This window comes from Ectobacillus funiculus, assembly GCF_004138295.1.
GTDB classification, from domain to species: Bacteria; Bacillota; Bacilli; order Bacillales; family Bacillaceae_G; genus Ectobacillus; species Ectobacillus funiculus.
The window spans coordinates 24,866-44,167 of sequence record NZ_SCFM01000008.1 but is presented as its reverse complement, the minus strand read 5'-3'; the positions used below and the strand labels follow the sequence as shown (position 1 = coordinate 44,167).

Here is a 19,302-nt window from a genome sequence, read left to right as displayed (position 1 = left end):
GGGATGGCTGTACACCAGAACCAGCAAACTTATCAAGCTTAAAAAAATGCAAAGGATACAGAACACTCACCGATTAGCAACCCCTGCCCCCCAGGCGAAGACAGAGGAAGTGTCATAATGACTCCCCATTATGACTCGATCCTTTTACGAATTACAGTTATGATCAATAACATAACAGGGACTACAATCTGAAGGGGGACATGTAAAAGCATCGGGACTTTCTTTAGCCCAATTTCTAGATGCTCGATATAAGAATCAGCAATCATAAATGACAAAGGGACTGCAATTGCACCAAATAAAAGGACCATAGCACGATAATTTTTTAATTTAAACAGCTGGGCAGCCCCGATTGCGGCACCATAGAGAAACGAACCCACTTTAAAGAATCCGCCTATTATCATCGTGATAATTACAACTGCATCAAAGCCTTCGACGAAGCCCCCAATAGATGCCATTCTCACTACCGTAAGCAATGGATATGTCTTCTTACCGACCCAATCAGGACCTATGACTAAAATGATGCTCAGCATATTCACAGTCAATAAAATGCCAGCTGCAAGAACTACCATCATGCCTACTTTCTTTACCTTCTTTGGATTATGTAACACCGGCCAAAGCATCATAAATAGTACCATTTCTCCGAACGGAAACGAGATAGTAAGCGGAAAGGCAGCGTTCCATACTGTTCCAATTCCTTTTTCTAGTATAGGTGTGAGCCGTTGTATATCGACAACATGAGAGCTATATACGATAACCCATGTAAATACTGCGATGAGAAACAGAAAAGGAAAGAAGACCTCCCCTGTACGAGCGAATACCTCAATTCCACCATATAAACAGTACATAATTACAGCCATAAAGCCGCCAATAACAAAGATAGTGGGGGTTTTCGGCAAGATAGTTCCGGCGATAAGCTCACCAAAATCCCTTGCCACTCGTGAAGCTATATAAATAAAATAAAGAATATAAACTAGCATCAATGGATAACCGATCCATCTTCCTACAATTTTAGGAAGCATTTGTACCAGTGTATCCCCTGGATAGTATTCAAATAATTTGGTATACACCCACATTAAGACCAACCCACAGAACATACTGACTAGAATGACTAACCAAGCGTCCTGTCTTGCTTCTGCGCCTAACCCAAAAATTACTGTACTCCCTACTTCAAAAGCCATCATTATATAAAAAAGTTGGACAGATCCTATTTTTTCCTGCATCATTTATCGTTCTCCTTTATATCCGTTATTACGCATAGGATATATAGAATAAAAGTAGCGATTGTTATTCTTTTATAGTATATGATTTAGTTTTCAACCTCTTCTGTATGATGGCAATAAGCAGTAACAACATCGGAAGTACTGTGAAAGTAGATACTAGATAAAAAGGTTCTATTGTTCCTAAAAATCGGGTCAGCTCCTGCGCGTCAGAAGATGACCATATACCAAATAAAACTATAAAAAGGCCAAGCGGGAGTACAATAGGACGGTAGTCAGATAAACGCAGCCATTGGGCAGTTCCGAGAACAAGTACATAATAGAAGACTGAAATCTTGATAAATAACCCCATTGCCCAAATCATTATCACAAATGATTCAAGATGCTCAAAAAAACCAGCAATGCTAATATATTTGAGTGCCAAAAACACCGGATAGCTATGTCTAGTTACCGAATCTCCCAACAAAAAAACGGCAATAAGATTCACAAAAACTGACAATATCATCACAACAAGCATCGAAAGCATCCCCCATTTCCTCCCTTTTGTATGATCTGTTACAAGGGGAAGCATCATGGAAATAAGAAAAACTTCACTAAACCAAGCCATCGGTGTAGACGCTCCAAAGACGGAAGGCATCATGCCATGATCCATAATCGGAAGCATATTCTTTAGTTGTAAATCAGGCATGAGCAGAAGAAACAGGAGCGGAGAAACAGTAAAGATTGGAACTAACAGTTGAGAAACTCTCCCCAATACTTCTACACCGCCTCGTACTGCAAAGGCACAGACCAAAACCATGCTTCCCATGATCACCATCATCGGAGTTTTAGGAAAAAAAGAAGCCATAAAGAAATCTGAATACTCCCTAGCTATAATGCCGCATGTGTGCAAAACCACAAACAAGTAGACAAACCCCAGTATTTTTCCTGGAATCTGTCCAATAATATGTCTACTGTATTCAATAATGGATTCCTTAGGATAGAGCCTATGTAATTGATACGCGATGAAAACTGTAAAAAATCCATTCAAGGAGGCCAAAAGCGGCGAGATCCACATATCACGCCCAGCAAATTTTCCCGTAATCGCTGGAATGACTAGAATAGCGGTTGCCATTATCGTTGGTATCATCATCAGCGCCATCTGAAATGCAGAAATTCTCCCTTTTTCAATCATTCTCTGTTCTCCTTCTTTTGGTTCATATCCCTTGCTACCAATTGCGCTCAAGCACCTTACCAAGCGGCTTGAAAAACTTAGTAACCATTTGCGTAGGCCCTGCTATATTCGGAACGAAAAGGAGAAGGATAGCGAGCAGGCACCCCATGGCTGTTAGGATTACAAAAGCCGCTTTTTCCTTGTTCTGATTCCGATTCATTTTTGGCCATTCATACAGCGTGATAAGAACCACCCATACTGTTATTCCTGCTATCGTTGTCCATTTCATTTCTCTTCAACCTCGTTTTCCCTCAAGCCTGCTGGTGTGGTGGACAGACCAGGCCGTTTGACCCTTGTTTTAATGTCTACATTCACATCTACCTGCGGAAGCACATCATCCCAATGATCTTTGACCTTGTTCCATTGTTTCGGATATTTACGATGAAACGCATCCGCAAAACCGAACGCGTCCACATTCATTTCTTTTTTTACTTGGGTAAGAGTCTGGTTAATACGTTGTGTGATATCTTTTTCTAAATCCTTTTCCACTCTCTTCAGAACATTGGAATTCATAATGTCAAGACGGCTTCCATTTTGCACAATGGCGCCTTCTGATTTGATTTTCACCTGCACCTTCCACTTGCCATTCTTTATAGTCGGGAGGAGCTTTGTTGTTTCTTGAATAGGATCCAACGATATAGATTGCCCTTTTTGAGGATGTATTGTAACTGAAGTCACTCCAATCTCATTTCGCAGCCATAGCAGTCCTTTGGTGCTTGAAATATCAATGTAACCGACCATTTTATCTCTCTTAAAAAGAGCAGTGCCTACTATATAAGCAGTTGTTTCGTTGGGTTCTCCTCCCTTTTCTGGCGGTAGCTTTTTAATCAAAGGCAGGAGAGCCGCCCCCGCATCACCTGTTATCATCTGTTCAAAATCTTTCACGGTAACATTCACACCGGTATGCATTTCTGCTAGCTTCCGGAGCGTTTCTCCCTCATATGGCTCTAAAGGAGGCTTGAACTCTAGAATACCAGCCGCTTCTCCAAAACTAACAAACAATTGAGCGCGTTCCCGAGGTTCCGGATGGCGCATCAAAAAGTCAAGCTGCTCATTAAGATCTCCTTTTTTAGCGAGCTTATGACCGATAATATATGTTTTGCAGTGCCCCCAGAAAAGCTTTCGCGGAAATTTCACCTGGAGCTTTGATGCAGCATCCGCCATATCTTCTCCCACTGCTGATCTCACCAAAACCTGAGCGCCTGAACCTCCTGTTCCTGTCCCTCCTCCCATTTGACCACCGCCCCCAGCCCGTGGAACCAAAACCTGCACCGTAAGCTTGATGTTTTTCCCTTCTTCTTTGTCAATAGCCGCTCCTAATACTAGTGCTGTGTCATTCACCTCTCTCCTGTCCCAGCAACCAGTAAGCAAAAAGGAAACAAAAACCAAGAGAAGAATGATAGCTAGTTTTATGATGCTTCGACATAGAAAAAGGTTCATTCTTGTTCACATCCTTCTCATCATGTTTTTGCTCTACTGCTCGCCGCCCTTACTCGGATCCGGTTTTTGCCCGGAAGATTGTCGATACGGGTTAAATTCCCCAGTTAAATGGGGCCTTGTATTCATCATCCACCATGGCGCCCGAATCAAGGTATCTTTCACCTCATTCCCTTTCATCGGAGCGATAGGTGTAAGGTATGGAATCCCGAAGGAACGCAATGTGCATAAGTGAACGACAATCGTAATCACCCCAAGCATAACCCCAAGTAAACCGAGCGATCCGGCGAGCAAAATCATCGGAAAGCGCAGCATCCGCAATGCAATCCCTTGGGTATAATGCGGCACCATAAAGGATGCAACTCCTGTAATTGCAACAACAATGACCATCGGAGCCGAAACCAGACCAGCTTGAACAGCTGCTTGACCGATAACTAAAGCACCTACGATACTAACAGCAGCCCCGACCTGCTTTGGCAGCCGAACCCCTGCTTCACGCAATGCTTCAAATGTAACCTCCATCATTAGCGCCTCCACTAAAGCAGGAAACGGAACAGCCTCCCGTGAAGATGCCACGCTAATTAACAAGGATGTTGGCACCATCTCTTGGTGATATGTAAGAACGGCCACATAAAGTGAAGGCAGGGTAAGAGAGAACCCCATAAATACAAGGCGCAACAAACGAATGGCTGAACTCACCAGATAACGCTGGTAATAATCTTCCGGCGACTGAAGCAAGGAAAAAAAGCTAATAGGAGCAATTAAAACAAAAGGAGTTCCATCCACTAGAATCACCACACGTCCCTCTAAGAGATTAGCAGCGGCTACATCAGGACGTTCTGTATTAATGAGTTGCGGGAAGGGTGAATAGGGATTGTCTTCAATCAGCTCCTCGATATACCCGCTTTCTAATACACTGTCTATTTCAATTCTCTGCAATCGATTTTCTACTTCCTCAATAAGAGTTTGATCCGCAAGTCCTTCCATGTAGGCAATTACAATATTAGTGCTGGTATAGCGCCCGATTGTCATCGGTTTCATTTTGAGGGCAGGACTTTTGATTTTTCGTCGCAGGAGAGCCGTATTGATCCCCAAGGTTTCCACAAAGCCTTCCCTTGGTCCCCGCACAACACTCTCTGCCTGCGGTTCTCCAATTGCTCGCTTTTCCCACTTAGCCAGTCCAAAGGCTAATCCAAATACCTCCTGTTGTATTAAAAGCACGGGATGTCCGACGGAGATATTCTCTATACAATCCGTAAGCGTCTTAATTTCTCTCATCTTTGAAATATGTAGCTTTTCCTCTAACAGCTCATATGGATTACAGAAATCCCCTTCTATTTCTGACATAAGGGGAGCAATCACTTGATCATCGATTTCCGCGTTATTCGATAATCCTTCTATATAAATAAGAGCGGCCTTTGTTTGTCCGCCAATTAAAAACGTACGGAAAACAACATCAAAACAATCCTGATACATGGAGCGAAGAACCTGTAGATTTTCATCCAGCTCTGAAGAAAGCAGTGTCTGTTGGTCTATAGCTTGCGATTCTTGTGTACGGAGTTGTTCTTTCTTATGAAATCTTTTTCTATTTTTTCGAAATAACATGTACAGCGCCTTCCTCTTGTTCAAGGTTGTATGAAAATTCATGATAAAACATACCTTTATCTTGTGATGTACCAATAAAAACTATCCTATGTTATTGGGAATTTTTTCAGGCTCTTAAACACTATAATTGCTTTATGTATATACAAAGATCTTGTTCAATGACATATCCCATACAATCCTGCCAGATATTGATTTTCTGACAATTTCTTCGCCTGCCCATACCTTTGAAGAAAAAAGATGAAAGCATCAGAAAAAGCATACCCATTGCTGGGTATGCTTCTAGCGACGAGCCACATCTGAAAAATAAAATCTATCCAGGCGGTGTCGTGATTCTGTATATTCGAATTGCCGTCCATCATACAAATGCGTATAGTTTTTAACGACAATTACATAATCTGTCCCATTTAAGTCTAAGTATTTTTGGTCTTCTTCCGTACAGGGCTGTGCTTCAATTACCCGGTGCGCATAGCTAATTTGCAGACTTAACGTTTGTTCAATATACTGGTAAATTGAGGCCTGTACAGTCTCCTCGGTGAGGTCAGGTATGATATCAGAGACAAAATAGTTCACGTCTAAAATCACATTCTCCCCATCAATATTACGAACACGCTTAATTAGATCAATCTCTGTTTTTCTCTTTACATTCAGAAGCTTCGCAACAGCCTTGTCAGCAGACAGCCTCTGCATTTCAACTACCTTGGTTACAATATTTCGATTGAGCCGTTCATTTTCCTCTCTAAAGCTTACAATTCCGCCAAGACGAAACTCAATATTTTTCTTACGAAGAACGAAGACGCCCTTACCATGAATCTTTTGCACATACCCGCGCTCCTGCAATAGATCCACCGCTTTGCGCACCGTACCGCGGCTTGCATCGAACTGTGCCATTAACTCTGTCTCTGATGGGATCTTGTCTCCTTCTTTCAGTTTACCGCCTTCAATTTGTTTTATGATTGCGTTATATATCGTTTCGTACTTGCTCATTCAAAAATCTCCTTTTTTCTATATAACCTTAGTATACCATTGTTTGCGGCGACAGGAAAAAAAGCGCCCTACATGGCTAATGGTGTATAATACAAAGACTTTTAGCTGCTTTATCACAAAACTTCTCCGCCACATATATTATCATTATTTAGAGGCGGCAATTGTCATCATCTAGGGAAAAATGATACTATCATGTGAGATACACTTCAGAGAAAAGGTAGGTTTATCATGATCATTAGAAATGAACAGGATTTGGAAGGATTACGAAAAATCGGACGAATTGTCGCTCTCGCGCGTGAGGAAATGAAGCGATTGGCAAAACCCGGCATGACAACGAAGGAGCTCGATTTAATCGGTAAACGCATCCTTGACGAGCATGGTGCAGAATCTGCGCCAGAGAAGGAATATAACTTCCCAGGCATCACATGCATCAGTGTTAACGAGGAAGTCGCGCATGGTATCCCTGGGGATCGCATGATTCAAGATGGTGATCTTGTAAATATTGATATTTCGGCAGCGCTCGACGGCTATTACGCGGATACCGGCATTTCCTTTGTAGTTGGGCAAGGAGATGAGCTCAAAGCAAAGCTATGCCAGGTTGCAGAGGATGCATTTTGGGCAGCGATGAAAAAAACAAGAGCTGGTGCGAAGCGTAACCAAATTGGGCGTGCCGTCTTTAACGAGGCACGTAAAAATGGGCTTGCTGTTATCGAAAACCTGACCGGTCATGGCATCGGCCGCAGCCTCCATGAGGAACCAGAGCATATCTTAAACTACTTCGATCCGCGTGACGGGGCATTGCTAAAGGATGGACTTGTATTAGCAGTAGAGCCGTTTATCTCCGCAGGAGCAAACCATATTGTTGAGCTAGGTGACGGCTGGACATTTGTAACACCGGATAAAAGCTTGGTAGCACAATGCGAGCATACAATTGTTGTTACCAAAGGTGAACCAATTATTTTAACTGCTCTAGATTAAGGGAATAATCTTATGGAAACGGGACACTCTTCTCTGCAGCACTGCACGGAAGAGTGTCCTATTTTACACTTTAAGAAAGTTCTCCATTATGCACTTGTAGGAATTCGCCCACTAAGCAGATATGATTTTGACTGATTAGTTATATTCCCTAAACACCTCACTTCCTAAAAACTTCATTTCATGTAATGTTTTATAACATTAAAATATTTAGATAACAAAGCTCCTTTTTCCTTTAAACCCTTATTCCTCCTGAATCTTCTAGGCTTCTTCCTCTTTAGCCAACAGGAAATGTATGCGTTATCATTTTCTGAATTTTCAAAATGATGTTAGCTTTTCTCACAAAACTGCTTCATTTTTTCTTTAGCCATAGTATAAATACTCTAGATACAATAATTGAGTAAGGGAGAGGGAGAATATGAAGTTAGCTGATTTAAAGAAGAGCGGACATACACCATCACTCGTTGCATCGTTTTTATACTTTGATGTAAGCTTTATGATTTGGGTTATCCTTGGGGCACTTGGAGCCTTCATCACAGCCGATTTCGGATTATCGCCAGCGCAAAAGGGATTAATCGTTGGGATTCCGATCTTAGGGGGATCTATCTTCCGAATCATATTAGGGGTTCTAACAGACCGCATCGGACCAAGAAAAACAGCAATTGGCGGTATGATTGTCACAATGGTTCCTCTGCTTTGGGGATGGTTAGCTGGAAACAGCCTGAATGAATTACTTGCAATCGGTATTTTATTAGGAGTAGCCGGCGCAAGCTTCTCTGCTGCACTGCCAATGGCAAGCCGTTGGTATCCGCCTCATCTGCAGGGCTTGGCAATGGGGATCGCTGGCGCAGGTAACAGCGGAACATTATTTGCAACATTATTTGGTCCTCGTCTTGCAACAGCATACGGTTGGCACAGTGTTTTAGGTTTTGCACTTATTCCTTTAATCCTTGTATTTATTGCTTATCTATTTATGGCAAAGGATGCACCGTCCCAACCAGCACCAAAAACATTAAAAGAGACATTCTCTGTGTTCAAATATAAAGATACTTGGTTCTTCTGTGCTCTATATAGCGTTACATTCGGAGGCTTTGTGGGACTTTCCAGCTTCCTGAGCATTTTCTTCGTAGATCAGTATGGCTTATCAAAGGTATCTGCAGGTGATTTCGTAACCCTTTGCGTGGCATCTGGAAGTATCTTACGACCAGTTGGCGGTTTTCTTGCTGATAGAATCGGCGGAACAAAGCTCCTTATCTTCTTGTTTAGCGCAGTGGCTATTCTCATGTTCGGCGTAAGCTACTTGCCTGCCTTTAGTATCGTTATGGTTATGCTATTTGTCGGAATGGGCTGCCTTGGTATGGGGAATGGCGCAGTATTTCAAATCATTCCACAGCGCTTCCGTGAAGAGATCGGTATGGTTACAGGTCTTGTCGGCGCGGCTGGCGGTATCGGCGGCTTCTTCGTACCAAACCTATTAGGATCTCTTAAGCAGATTACAGGCACATATGCATCAGGATTTATTGGGTATTCTTTAATGGGACTTGCAGCTTTAATTGTATTGCTTACAGCTGTACAAACTTGGAAGAAAACTTTCTTAGTTCAAAGCAATAAGGTAGAAGCATAAAGAAAACTCGCCGACTGGCGAGCCCTGCCCTTGGGCGAAGACAGCGGCATAGCCCCACTTATACTTTATTCCTAAAATTTCTCGCTCCGTCGAATTGGCATCCAGCTAGAAATTTATACTTTCTGAAAGTGCAATAAAAAACACAGCCATTCCGGCTGTGTTTTTTTATGCTTTAAGAAGCAGTGAAGCAGATTAAATCTGCTTTGCTTCTTGTCTTTACATTTTCTCCGGTGCAGAGACGCCAATTAAAGCTAATGCATTATGCAAGGTAATTTGCACTGCCTTCATTAGGTCATAACGCGCCTGACTTTTTTCCATGTTTTCACGATCTAATACCTTTTCCGCATTGTAGAAGCTATGAAGGGCAGATGCTAGCTCAAATACGTAGTGCGTCATGCGATGCGGCAAACGTTTTACAGCCGCCTCCGCTACTGCTGCCGGAAATTCACCAAGCTTTTTCAAGAGGTCAATTTCTTTCTCAGAGTCCACTAATGCATAATTGGCACTGCTGCCGTGTGTTAAGCCAAGCTCTTCGCCTTGACGAAGGATGCTGCAAACACGGGCATGCGCATATTGTCCATAGTATACAGGATTTTCATTTGATGTGGATACAGCAAGGTCCATATCAAAATCAAGATGGGAATCGCTGCTGCGCATCGCGAAGAAGTAGCGCATCGCATCCACGCCAACCTCTTCCATCAGCTCGCGCAATGTAACAGCCTTTCCTGTACGCTTGCTCATTTTTACCTTTTCACCGTTTTGGTACAGCTGCACCATCTGGATGATTTGTACTTCCAGGGCATCGCCGCTATAGCCAAGTGCCTGGATTGCCGCTCTCATACGCGGGATGTAGCCGTGATGGTCCGCGCCCCAGATGTTAATAAGCTTCTCAAAGCCGCGCTCTAGCTTATCACGGTGGTAGGCGATATCCGGTGTTAGGTATGTGTAAGAACCGTCATTTTTAATAAGCACGCGGTCCTTGTCATCGCCATACGTTGTGGAACGGAACCATGTCGCCCCGCCCTCCTCAAAGATTTCGCCGCGCTCCTTTAATACGTCTAAAGCTTGGTCAATCTTTCCGTTATGGTATAGGGACGTCTCAGAATACCACACATCAAAGCCAACACGGAAGCTTTCTAAGTCTTTTTGCAGCTTTTCTAATTCATATTTTAAGCCGTATTCGCGGAAGAAATCATAACGTTCTTTTTCGTCCGCATTTAGATAGCGATCCCCAAACTCGTCAGCCAAGCGCTTACCGATTTGGATAACGTCCTCGCCATAATAACCATCCGCCGGCATTTCTGCCTCCTTGCCAAGTGCCTGCATGTAGCGCGCCTCTACGGAAAGAGCGAGATTATGAATTTGGTTTCCGGCATCGTTAATATAATACTCCCGAGATACATCGTAGCCCGCCTTTGCAAGCAAATTGCACAGAGTATCGCCAACAGCCGCGCCGCGGGCATGGCCTAAGTGAAGGTCGCCGGTTGGGTTTGCGGATACGAATTCCACCTGAACCTTTTGCCCCTTCCCTGTATTCGTTTCGCCATACTTCTCTCCTGCTTGCAGAATCGCAGGGATGAGGTCTGTTAAATAGCTGTTATTCATGTAAAAGTTGATAAAGCCCGGTCCGGCAATCTCAATTTTCTCAACAGATGCCTTAGTTTTGTCAAAGCCTGCAGCAATTTCCTCGGCAATCGCACGAGGAGGCTTTTTCGCAACACGCGCTAGCTGCATCGCCATGTTTGTAGAGTAATCGCCATGTGTCTTGTCCTTCGGCGTTTCAAGGATAACATTTGGGATTTGCTCTTCTGAAGCCAAGCCTGCCTTCACAACTGCCGCTTGAATCTCTTGCTTTACTAGTTCTTTTACTTGCTCTAAGGAATTCATTTTACACTCTCCTTCAACTTCATCGTAATCGTATATCGTCCCGCTTCACTGCCGCTAATGCGCAAAGCGTATGTAAAAAACAGCTGTCCTCTTTTCTTCTGATCCGACCATTCAAAAAGAACGTTATCTGTTTTTGTTTCTAATGGAAATGTTCCTAGCTCGCTTGTGTACGTTCCTTTTGTCCATTCTCCCTTTTTATGGGTTTGCCGCATGGACACAGAACCAGAGCGCATAATGAGCACTGTATCGTCCTGAATTTTAACGACTGTCTTTACCTCTCCCTGCTCATTTGGCTCTTGAAACGTAATGTATGTACCTTGACCTTTTTCATAGTATAAACCATTTGTTTCAAAAGCAATAGTTTCCTTGCGCGCCCCTTCGCGAATTTGTGTTACAAAATGAACATGTATCGGCAAACCTGCAGTACCCTTGTCCACATCTTGCCCACCTTTCTCATTCGCTAAAATAGTCACTTTCACTATCATACCAAAAAGAAAAGGGGAATGTCTTGCAAAAAGTGAGAAAAAGCGTTGACTGCTTAGCTGAAAGCTCATACTTTCCTAAGATGTAAAGAAAACTCGCCGATTGGCGAGCCCTGCCTTCGGGTGAAGACAGAGGCGTAGCTCTATTTATACTTTATTCCCAAAATTTCTCACTACGTCGAATTATCTTCTAGCTAGAAATTTATACTTTCTTAAAGTATAAAAAACAGCCAGCTCTCCTATCCGAAAGCTGACTGCTTCAAACTCGTTATTTGATTAGCGCTGTTGTACCAAGCCTAGCAAAATTTCGCGAACGATTTTGCCTGCTACAATCGGTGTTTGTTCACTATGGTCATACACTGGCGCAACCTCTACAATATCAGCACCTACTACATTCACCTCAGAATTTGCAAGCTCTACTAAAGATGCAAGCAATTCCTTGGATGAAATGCCGCCTGCTTCGAGTGTACCTGTTCCAGGTGCATGAGCAGGATCTAATACATCAATGTCAATTGTTAAGTACACTGGTCTTCCCGCCAATTCAGGCAACACCTTCTTCAGAGGCTCAAGAACATCAAACTTGAACAGGTTCATCCCAACTTCCTTCGCCCACTGGAACTCTTCCTTTAAACCAGAGCGGATCCCGAATGAATACACATTTTTCGGACCAATTAAGTTGCAAACCTTCTTAATCGGTGTTGCATGCGAATATGGCTCGCCTTCATAATTATCACGAAGGTCTGTATGCGCGTCAAAATGAATAATCGCAAGATCTGGGTACTTTTTGTACATTGCCTTCATAACTGGCCAAGATACCAAATGCTCACCGCCAAGACCAAGCGGAAACTTGCCGTCAGCTAACAAGCTGTCGATGTATTCTTCAATCATATTGACGCTTTTTTCTGGATTTCCAAATGGAAGCGGAATATCCCCCGCATCAAAATATTTTACTTCCTCAAGCTCACGATCCATATATGGACTGTATTCTTCTAGTCCAATTGACAACTCACGGATGCGAGCTGGGCCAAAACGAGAGCCCGGACGGAAACTTACTGTCCAGTCCATCGGCATGCCGTAGATGACTGCCTCAGCCTCATCATAATTTTGATGACTTTTAATAAAAACATTACCAGAATATGCTTCGTCAAAACGCATATCTTTCTCCTCCTATCTATGTAAACACACTGCCTATTTAATTAAATCACCAACGAACTTCGGCAAAGCAAATGCTGCTTTATGAAGCTCCTTTGTATAATATTTTGTTTCAATATCGTGAAAGCGCGCTTCGCTTACCGCTAATGGATCATGCTGCTTAGATCCAATTGTGAATGTCCAAAGGCCGCTTGGGTACGTTGGAATGTTTGCGGTGTATAAACGTGTGATTGGGAAAATCTCACTTACGTCCTTAAACACATTTGTAATCAATTCCGGTGTAAACCAAGGGTTGTCCGTTTGCGCAACGAAAATCCCATCTTCCTTCAACGCCTTAGAAATTCCCGCATAGAAACCCTTTGTAAATAAATTTACCGCCGGTCCTACCGGTTCTGTAGAGTCAACCATAATGACGTCATATTCATTTTCGCTTTGCGCAATATGAAGGAAACCGTCGTCCACCTTTACTTCTACACGTGGATTATCCAACTCGCCTGCGATCTCTGGCAAATACTTCTTAGAATACTCAATTACTTTGCCATCAATTTCAACAAGTGTCGCTTGTTTCACGCTTGGGTGCTTTAAAACTTCACGAATCACACCGCCATCTCCGCCACCTACCACAAGCACGTTTTCAGGGCTTGGATGCGTAAACAAAGGAACATGAGCCACCATTTCGTGGTATACAAACTCATCCTTTTGTGTTGTCATGACCATCCCGTCAAGAATTAGCATGTTTCCAAACTCTTCTGTTTCTACCATGTCAAGCTTTTGAAATTCTGTTTGCTCTGTATGTAAAGTGCGCTTCATTTTCGCTGTAATTCCAAAATTCTCTGTTTGCTTCTCCGTAAACCATAATTCCATCTCAGTATCACGCCCTTCTTCTTTATTTGATTTACAGTTGCAGCCACCCTAAATATCACTTAACAAAAATAAAACAAAAACTCTAAAATGTATAGATGAAAATACAAAAAACACATGGGCTTCTACAACATCTTCACATTATATTTTTCACAGCAGCTATGTATCATTTCTATTACCTTTTCCGACTTTTAAAATAAATATGAAGAAAACCCCTATTACTATGAAGGAGCACAATTGTCTCTTCATCTCTCTAATCTGTCCTGGCATCATTTGCAAATGCCTTCGCTAATAAGCTTGCTTTTCTTCCACACTCCTATACCTAAGCAAACTTCTCTTAACATTCAGTTGAAGGGAAATAATATTTTTGTTAATTTTTTCAAAATTTATTGTTCTTTTATTTATTCAACCTCATAATGAATATGTTACAAATAAATGGAAGGAGATTTTCCTATGAAGCATCCTCTCATTTTTGCTCACCGCGGCGTAAAAGGAACACATCCAGAAAATACAATGGCTGCTTTTTTAGAAGCAGAGCGCGTAGGTGCTCACGGGATTGAGCTGGATATTCATCTTTCTAATGATGGCGAAATCATTGTCATTCATGATGAAACACTCAATCGCACAACAAATGGAACAGGTCTGGCATTCAACTATACACTACAGCAGTTGAAGGCGCTTGATGCGGGCAGTTTTTTTGATCATCGCTTCGCTGGGGAGCAAATCCCTTCTCTTCGTGAAGTACTGGCTTGGGCTGCGGGAACTGCACTATTACTGAATATTGAACTAAAAAATGATATTATCCGCTATCCTGAGCTTGAGCAAAAGACAGTGCAGCTCGTTCGTGAGTATGGCCTAGAAGATCGGGTTATATTCTCCTCCTTTAATCATGAATCTATTGAGCTGCTCTCTTCCCTTGCGCCGGAAATTCATAGAGCACTTCTCTATCATGAGCCATTACCTGATGCGCTAATAGAGGCAAGAAGGCGGCAGGCAAGCGGGCTTCATCCAAATTTTATGCTGCTGACAAAAGAATTTGTTCAGTGCGCACAGCAGGCAGGCTTTACACTGCGCCCATATACCATTAATGAATATAAAGATTTAGAAAATATGATTGCCTTAGGTGTAGATGTCATTATCACCGATTGGCCATCACGTGCCTTTGAACTGATAAAAGAAAGAGAACTTCTGTAGAAGGCAGCTGAAAAAGTTCATTTGAAGTACAAAAAGAAGCTAATCATCCGCAATAGATGATTAGCTTCTTTTTGTACTTCACTGTAGGAAAGTATAAATTTCTAGCTGGAAGGCAACTCCTCGGCGGTCTCCTTTTCCCCTTCTTTCTCATTTCTTTTCGTTTAAAAATATGGAAATTTTTCAATACTAATAAGAGCATATGAGCCGGGGGGTAACAGAAATGGAATTAATTGCAAACAAGAAAACGGCAAAGTATATACGGGCAATTGCTTTTATAAGTTTGATTTTCTCTATAGGTCTTGCGACTCTCATTTCGCTGTGTGTTATTATCGCAAAGATTGCAGGTCCTCCTCCTGTATCTGTTCCGCAAACAACTGTTTTTTACGCAAATGATGATTCCGTCATTGGACAAAGCAAAACAGCAGAAAATAGACATTGGGTCGCACTTGACCAAATTTCCCCATTTGTAAGAGAGGCTACAATCGCAATTGAGGACCAACGTTTTTATGACCATTACGGCTTTGATGTTAGACGTATTGCTGGTGCAATCGTAGCTGACATTAAAGCGATGGCGAAGGTTCAGGGAGCAAGTACCATTACGCAGCAATACGCTCGTAACCTTTACTTGAGCCATGATAAAACGTGGAAGCGAAAAGCGATGGAGGCTCTTTATACCATTCGACTTGAGGCGAATTACAGCAAAAATACAATTTTGGAAGGATATCTAAATACGATCTATTACGGACATGGCGCATATGGCATTGAAGCGGCCTCTCGTCTATATTTTAATAAACATGCTGCTGATTTAACGCTTGCGGAAGCAAGTATGCTTGCAGGGATTCCAAAGGGGCCTAGCTATTATTCTCCTTATCTGAATGAACAGCGCGCGAAGCAGCGTCAAGCTCTCATTCTCGGACAAATGCGTGAGCAGGGCTATATTACAAAGGCGGAGGAAGCAGAAGCCAAACAATCAAAGCTTGCGCTTGTTCCGCTTAACCAAAACGAAGTTGCTGCGCAGGCTCCCTATTTTCAGGATGCTGTACAGGCTGCGCTCCTGAATGACCTAAAAATTGATGAACAAATCATCGAGCAGGGCGGGCTCCGTATTTACACGACCCTTGACCCGAAGCTGCAAGCAATTGCAGAGCAAACGGTGCAATCAGTCATTCCAGACAGCACCGACATCGAAACAGCACTAGTTGCGATGGATCCGAAAACAGGTGAGGTAAAGGCCTTAATTGGAGGCCGCGATTATAAAAAAAGCCAGTTTAATCGTGCAACGCAAGCCTATCGACAACCAGGCTCTACCTTTAAGCCATTCCTATATTACGCGGCACTAGAACAAGGCTTTACACCAGTCACCCGCCTTAAAAGTGAATATACGAAATTTAAGCTAGCAGATGGGGTATCTACCTACGCCCCAACAAACTACAATAACTATTACGCGGATGACTTTGTCACTATGATGCAGGCGCTGGCTGTTTCGGATAACATATATGCGGTAAAAACGCATCTATTTCTCGGAGAAAACACGCTTGTTAAAACAGCCAAAAAGTTCGGGATTACAAGCAAGCTGGACCCTGTCCCTGCCCTTGCTCTCGGATCCTCTCCTGTGAAGCCGATTGAAATGACGAATGCCTACAGCATGTTTGCCAACGGCGGCAAAAAGGTATCACCTCTTTTTGTAAGACGCATTATCGATCGTGATGGAGCGGTTTTATACGATGCACACTTAGAAAATGAACAAGTACTCGATAAAAATAACGCGTTCGTCACAGAAGAAATGATGACAGGCATGTTCAATAAAAAGCTAAGCGGCTATGCAACCGTAACTGGACAAGCGATTATTCCAAAGCTTACAAGACCATACGCAGGAAAATCCGGCTCTACAAAAACAGACAGCTGGATGATCGGCTTTACACCGCAGCTTGTCACCGGTGTCTGGGTCGGCTACGACAAGGAACGTGACATTACAAGTGCAGCTGAGCAGCGCTACGCAAAGAATATTTGGGCAGATGTAATGGAGAAAGGGTTAGAAAAGGAGAAAAAAGAGAAATTTAAACAGCCCGCTGGTGTTGTTGCCCTTGACATTAACCCGAAAAATGGAAAAATCGCTACAAAGGGCTGCCCGCTTAAGGTAAAAATGTATTTCACAAAGGGAACAGAGCCAACAGAATACTGCATGGATCATTTGGACGGAGAGGATGAATTTAATAAAATTCAGCTAAAGGCAAAGGATGAACAAAAGAACGGTTGGTGGAAGAAATATTTCCCTTGGTAAACCCAAAGAAAACGATTTTGTCAATTGGCAAAATCGTTTTTCTCTTAGAAAGAAAAAAGAAAACCTAAGATGAACTTAAGCTTTCTGTTTCCAATGCTCCGGCATTCTTAGAGAAGCTGGCAGCTTTGTCTGCATATTGCCCTTCGCAGCATTCACCTGCGCCTGCGTAAGAAAAATACTCCCCGTAAGATCCGCACCACTTACATTAGCATCTCTAAAATCCGCACCAATCAAGTCAGTTAATCTGAGGTCAGCATCTCTCAGATCAGCAGCTATCAGTAAGGCTCCTCTTAAATTAGCTCCTTTAAGGTCAGCGTCTCTAAGATTAGCACCAATCAAATCACTGCCGCGCTTAAATTTTTTTCCAAGCTTTTTATTAGAAATTTTAGAGCGTACTAGTTCACTTGTATGTAAAAGTAAATCGTTTATCTTCATCCTATGCTCCGGTACATTAATGTTTAGAATAGCTTCCGTGCCTTGTTTTGTAAGGCTTTCTGTTTCTTCAAAAGCAGCTAGCAGCTCATTGTAAATCGGTCTAGCAGCCTGATTTACAAGCGCTTCCTGCAAATACCAAAGCATTTCCTGAAGCTGTTGCATAATCGGAAATACAGCAAACATTTCCTTAGCTAAATCTTTATTATTCTTCCAATCGTTCCCCTCATAAATGATTTGAGAAACCTTTTGTCCGGCTCCAAAACACTCATATGCAACACAGCCTCGGAAGCCTTTTGTTATAAGGTCTTGATGAATGCTGCATAAGTAATTTGATTGCAGGTTCGAACAAGGCGTTCCTCCATCCTTATCAACCGCGAAATCAGCAGATTTTGCATAGGGTAAAGCTACACAACACAACCCAAAACAATTTGAGCAATCTGAACGTAAACTATTTTGGATGTTGTTATCTATTTCTAACTTATTAGACAAAATAATCCCCCCTCTTTTAATATATCTTCTTACAGTGGAACACAAAAGGTCCCTGCCCAGTATAAAATGTACCCTTTGTAAAGGACACTTTAAAAAAGGTCATGCAGCTCGAAGAAGATGATCTCTGTATTGCACAGGGGTCATCTTTTTTAGATTCCACTGATATCTATAATGATTGTAATAGGTCATGTATTGCTTGATCTCTCGTTTGAGTTCGTCCAGGTTGGTACATGCCTGAATAGAGGCTTCATCTTTAAAATGGCCAAAGAAAGACTCTTGCGGGGCATTGTCCCAACAATTCCCTCGTCTTGACATGGATTGGCGTAAGCCTAGCTTCTTCACGATTTTCTGGAAGTCAGGGTGCGTGTAGTGGGTTCCTTGGTCCGAGTGGATCAACGCATCTTTCACCTTCTTAAAATTCCGATTCTTCTTTAACTTGAGAAGAGTGTCAGTGGCTAGATCCATCGTGATCCGTTCTGACACATGATAGGCCAAAATCTCATTCGTAGAACTGTCCTTGATCGTCGATAGATAGGCCCTGTGTCCATTGCCATACGACAAATACGTGATATCTGTCAGAAGTACCTTTCCGGGAATATCCTGTTTAAACTCCCGATTTAATAGGTTCGGCACAACGCGGTGTTCATGGGTAGCTTTCATCATCCTTCGGTAGGGGTTTGCCTTGCGGATGGGACAGATGATGGCATACTTCTTCATAATTCGCCGGATCCGTTTTAAATTGTAGACAACCTGAAACTGACCCGCCAATGTCATTTTGATTTGACGAGCCCCTTTCTTGCGGCCTTTAAAGTGAAGGGCCTTGAGGACAAGGTCCCTTGTGACTTCATCCTGTTTCTGTTTTCGCTGTCTTTGTTCCTGTGATTCGACCGAGAAATACTGATAGTACCCACTGCGAGAAATGCCAGCCACCTCACAAAGATACTTCACCATATGAGTCAGTTGATACTTCTCAATGACGGAACGAACCAACTGATATTTCTGGCAAGGAGGAACACTTACTTGCTTTCCCCGAACCTCCTTTCTGCCAAACGAATCTTTTTTAACAGTTCATTTTCAGCCTGTAGTAATCGAATTTGTGCCTCTAGACGGGCATTTTTCTCTTCTAGTGTGAGTTCCTTCTTGCGTGGCCTGCCCAGACTTGTTTTTCTCGCATCTTGTAACCCAAGAACCCCGTGTTCCGCGTATGCTTTCCGCCACCTCTCCGATGATGACCTTACTCTCTTTGCCCCAATTAGGCTCACATCGAAACCGCATTCTTGAAAGATTTCCCTTGGTAGTTTTCCCTTGTCATACTCCGTAATGAAAATCCGCTTGAACTCTTCTGTATATATAATTCCCTTTGGACTAACCGATTGCACATACGGATTGCTTATCAGGAATTCCATCTCTCTTTCTGTAAATATCTTTTTACTCATCGTCTCTTCCCCAGTATTCATTTCTTTTTT

Annotated in this window: 16 protein-coding genes; 4 read left to right on the top strand and 12 right to left on the bottom strand. The window is 42.7% G+C overall.

From position 1 onward, the window contains the following. Nucleotides 1-128 precede the first annotated feature (128 nt). The 6 genes from EP737_RS08005 to treR all read right to left on the bottom strand — a co-directional run bounded on the left by EP737_RS08005 (nt 129) and on the right by treR (nt 6,456). Entirely contained in the window at nt 129-1,223 is a 1,095-nt protein-coding gene (locus EP737_RS08005; RefSeq protein ID WP_129727448.1) for a GerAB/ArcD/ProY family transporter, read from the bottom strand. Between the two features lie 61 nt (nt 1,224-1,284). Continuing rightward, on the bottom strand, nt 1,285-2,442 hold the full coding sequence (locus EP737_RS08000; protein ID WP_342772892.1) for a GerAB/ArcD/ProY family transporter: 1,158 nt from the start codon (nt 2,440-2,442) through the stop codon (nt 1,285-1,287). After that, a complete protein-coding gene (locus tag EP737_RS07995; RefSeq protein WP_129727447.1) occupies nt 2,426-2,659 on the bottom strand; it encodes a hypothetical protein in 234 nt (77 codons plus the stop codon). The genes EP737_RS08000 and EP737_RS07995 overlap by 17 nt, the downstream gene beginning before the upstream one ends. Continuing rightward, nucleotides 2,656-3,870, bottom strand: a complete 1,215-nt coding sequence (locus tag EP737_RS07990; RefSeq protein WP_129727446.1) for a Ger(x)C family spore germination protein — start codon at nt 3,868-3,870, stop codon at nt 2,656-2,658. Before EP737_RS07990 ends, EP737_RS07995 begins: the two co-directional genes overlap by 4 nt. 33 nt (nt 3,871-3,903) lie before the next feature. After that, complete coding sequence (locus tag EP737_RS07985; RefSeq protein ID WP_129727445.1) at nt 3,904-5,472, bottom strand: spore germination protein; 1,569 nt, start codon at nt 5,470-5,472, stop codon at nt 3,904-3,906. A 279-nt stretch (nt 5,473-5,751) separates the two neighbouring features. Beyond that, complete coding sequence (treR, locus tag EP737_RS07980; protein WP_129727444.1) at nt 5,752-6,456, bottom strand: trehalose operon repressor; 705 nt, start codon at nt 6,454-6,456, stop codon at nt 5,752-5,754. A 228-nt stretch (nt 6,457-6,684) separates the two neighbouring features. On the opposite strand from treR, the gene map reads away from it, so the two are divergent. Both map and EP737_RS07970 read left to right on the top strand, forming a co-directional pair. Continuing rightward, nucleotides 6,685-7,434 (top strand): type I methionyl aminopeptidase, encoded by a 750-nt coding sequence (map, locus tag EP737_RS07975; protein WP_129727443.1) that lies wholly within the window; start codon nt 6,685-6,687, stop codon nt 7,432-7,434. A 415-nt stretch (nt 7,435-7,849) separates the two neighbouring features. Then, nucleotides 7,850-9,055 carry an MFS transporter gene (locus EP737_RS07970; RefSeq protein ID WP_129727442.1) on the top strand — a complete coding sequence of 402 codons (1,206 nt, stop codon included), beginning with the start codon at nt 7,850-7,852 and terminating at the stop codon, nt 9,053-9,055. Nucleotides 9,056-9,271: 216 nt separating this feature from the next. Here the strand turns inward: EP737_RS07970 and argS are convergent, their stop codons facing one another. The 4 genes from argS to speE form a co-directional block, all read right to left on the bottom strand. Next, nucleotides 9,272-10,942, bottom strand: a complete 1,671-nt coding sequence (gene argS / locus EP737_RS07965) for an arginine--tRNA ligase (protein WP_129727441.1) — start codon at nt 10,940-10,942, stop codon at nt 9,272-9,274. Continuing rightward, nucleotides 10,939-11,379, bottom strand: a complete 441-nt coding sequence (locus EP737_RS07960) for a YwiB family protein (RefSeq protein WP_129727440.1) — start codon at nt 11,377-11,379, stop codon at nt 10,939-10,941. Before EP737_RS07960 ends, argS begins: the two co-directional genes overlap by 4 nt. Nucleotides 11,380-11,700: 321 nt before the next feature. After that, nucleotides 11,701-12,579 carry an agmatinase gene (gene speB, locus EP737_RS07955; RefSeq protein WP_129727439.1) on the bottom strand — a complete coding sequence of 293 codons (879 nt, stop codon included), beginning with the start codon at nt 12,577-12,579 and terminating at the stop codon, nt 11,701-11,703. A gap of 33 nt (nt 12,580-12,612) precedes the next feature. After that, nucleotides 12,613-13,440 (bottom strand): polyamine aminopropyltransferase, encoded by an 828-nt coding sequence (gene speE / locus EP737_RS07950; protein ID WP_129727438.1) that lies wholly within the window; start codon nt 13,438-13,440, stop codon nt 12,613-12,615. 450 nt (nt 13,441-13,890) lie between these two features. Between speE and EP737_RS07945 the strand changes: the two genes are divergently transcribed. Beyond that, on the top strand, nt 13,891-14,631 hold the full coding sequence (locus tag EP737_RS07945; RefSeq protein WP_129727437.1) for a glycerophosphodiester phosphodiesterase: 741 nt from the start codon (nt 13,891-13,893) through the stop codon (nt 14,629-14,631). 220 nt (nt 14,632-14,851) lie between these two features. Further along, nucleotides 14,852-16,912 carry a transglycosylase domain-containing protein gene (locus tag EP737_RS07940; protein WP_246040201.1) on the top strand — a complete coding sequence of 687 codons (2,061 nt, stop codon included), beginning with the start codon at nt 14,852-14,854 and terminating at the stop codon, nt 16,910-16,912. A 75-nt stretch (nt 16,913-16,987) separates the two neighbouring features. Here EP737_RS07940 and EP737_RS07935 read toward each other — a convergent pair whose 3' ends face one another. Continuing rightward, complete coding sequence (locus EP737_RS07935; protein ID WP_129727435.1) at nt 16,988-17,836, bottom strand: pentapeptide repeat-containing protein; 849 nt, start codon at nt 17,834-17,836, stop codon at nt 16,988-16,990. 99 nt (nt 17,837-17,935) lie between these two features. Continuing rightward, a protein-coding gene (locus EP737_RS07930; protein ID WP_129727434.1) for an IS3 family transposase occupies nt 17,936-19,272 on the bottom strand; the annotation gives its coding sequence in 2 pieces (ribosomal slippage) (nt 17,936-18,885 and nt 18,885-19,272; 1,338 coding nt in all). Between the last annotated feature and the right edge of the window lie 30 nt (nt 19,273-19,302).

Excerpts from the sequence above, each read along its gene's own strand:
- speB (WP_129727439.1), bottom strand. The coding sequence starts at position 12,579 with ATGCGTTTTGACGAAGCATATTCTGGTAATGTTTTTATTAAAAGTCAT.
- argS (WP_129727441.1), bottom strand. The coding sequence starts at position 10,942 with ATGAATTCCTTAGAGCAAGTAAAAGAACTAGTAAAGCAAGAGATTCAA.
- EP737_RS07985 (WP_129727445.1), bottom strand. The coding sequence starts at position 5,472 with ATGTTATTTCGAAAAAATAGAAAAAGATTTCATAAGAAAGAACAACTC.
- speE (WP_129727438.1), bottom strand. The coding sequence starts at position 13,440 with ATGGAATTATGGTTTACGGAGAAGCAAACAGAGAATTTTGGAATTACA.
- map (WP_129727443.1), top strand. The coding sequence starts at position 6,685 with ATGATCATTAGAAATGAACAGGATTTGGAAGGATTACGAAAAATCGGA.
- EP737_RS07945 (WP_129727437.1), top strand. The coding sequence starts at position 13,891 with ATGAAGCATCCTCTCATTTTTGCTCACCGCGGCGTAAAAGGAACACAT.
- EP737_RS07995 (WP_129727447.1), bottom strand. The coding sequence starts at position 2,659 with ATGAAATGGACAACGATAGCAGGAATAACAGTATGGGTGGTTCTTATC.
- treR (WP_129727444.1), bottom strand. The coding sequence starts at position 6,456 with ATGAGCAAGTACGAAACGATATATAACGCAATCATAAAACAAATTGAA.
- EP737_RS07970 (WP_129727442.1), top strand. The coding sequence starts at position 7,850 with ATGAAGTTAGCTGATTTAAAGAAGAGCGGACATACACCATCACTCGTT.
- EP737_RS07940 (WP_246040201.1), top strand. The coding sequence starts at position 14,852 with ATGGAATTAATTGCAAACAAGAAAACGGCAAAGTATATACGGGCAATT.
- EP737_RS08005 (WP_129727448.1), bottom strand. The coding sequence starts at position 1,223 with ATGATGCAGGAAAAAATAGGATCTGTCCAACTTTTTTATATAATGATG.
- EP737_RS07990 (WP_129727446.1), bottom strand. The coding sequence starts at position 3,870 with ATGAACCTTTTTCTATGTCGAAGCATCATAAAACTAGCTATCATTCTT.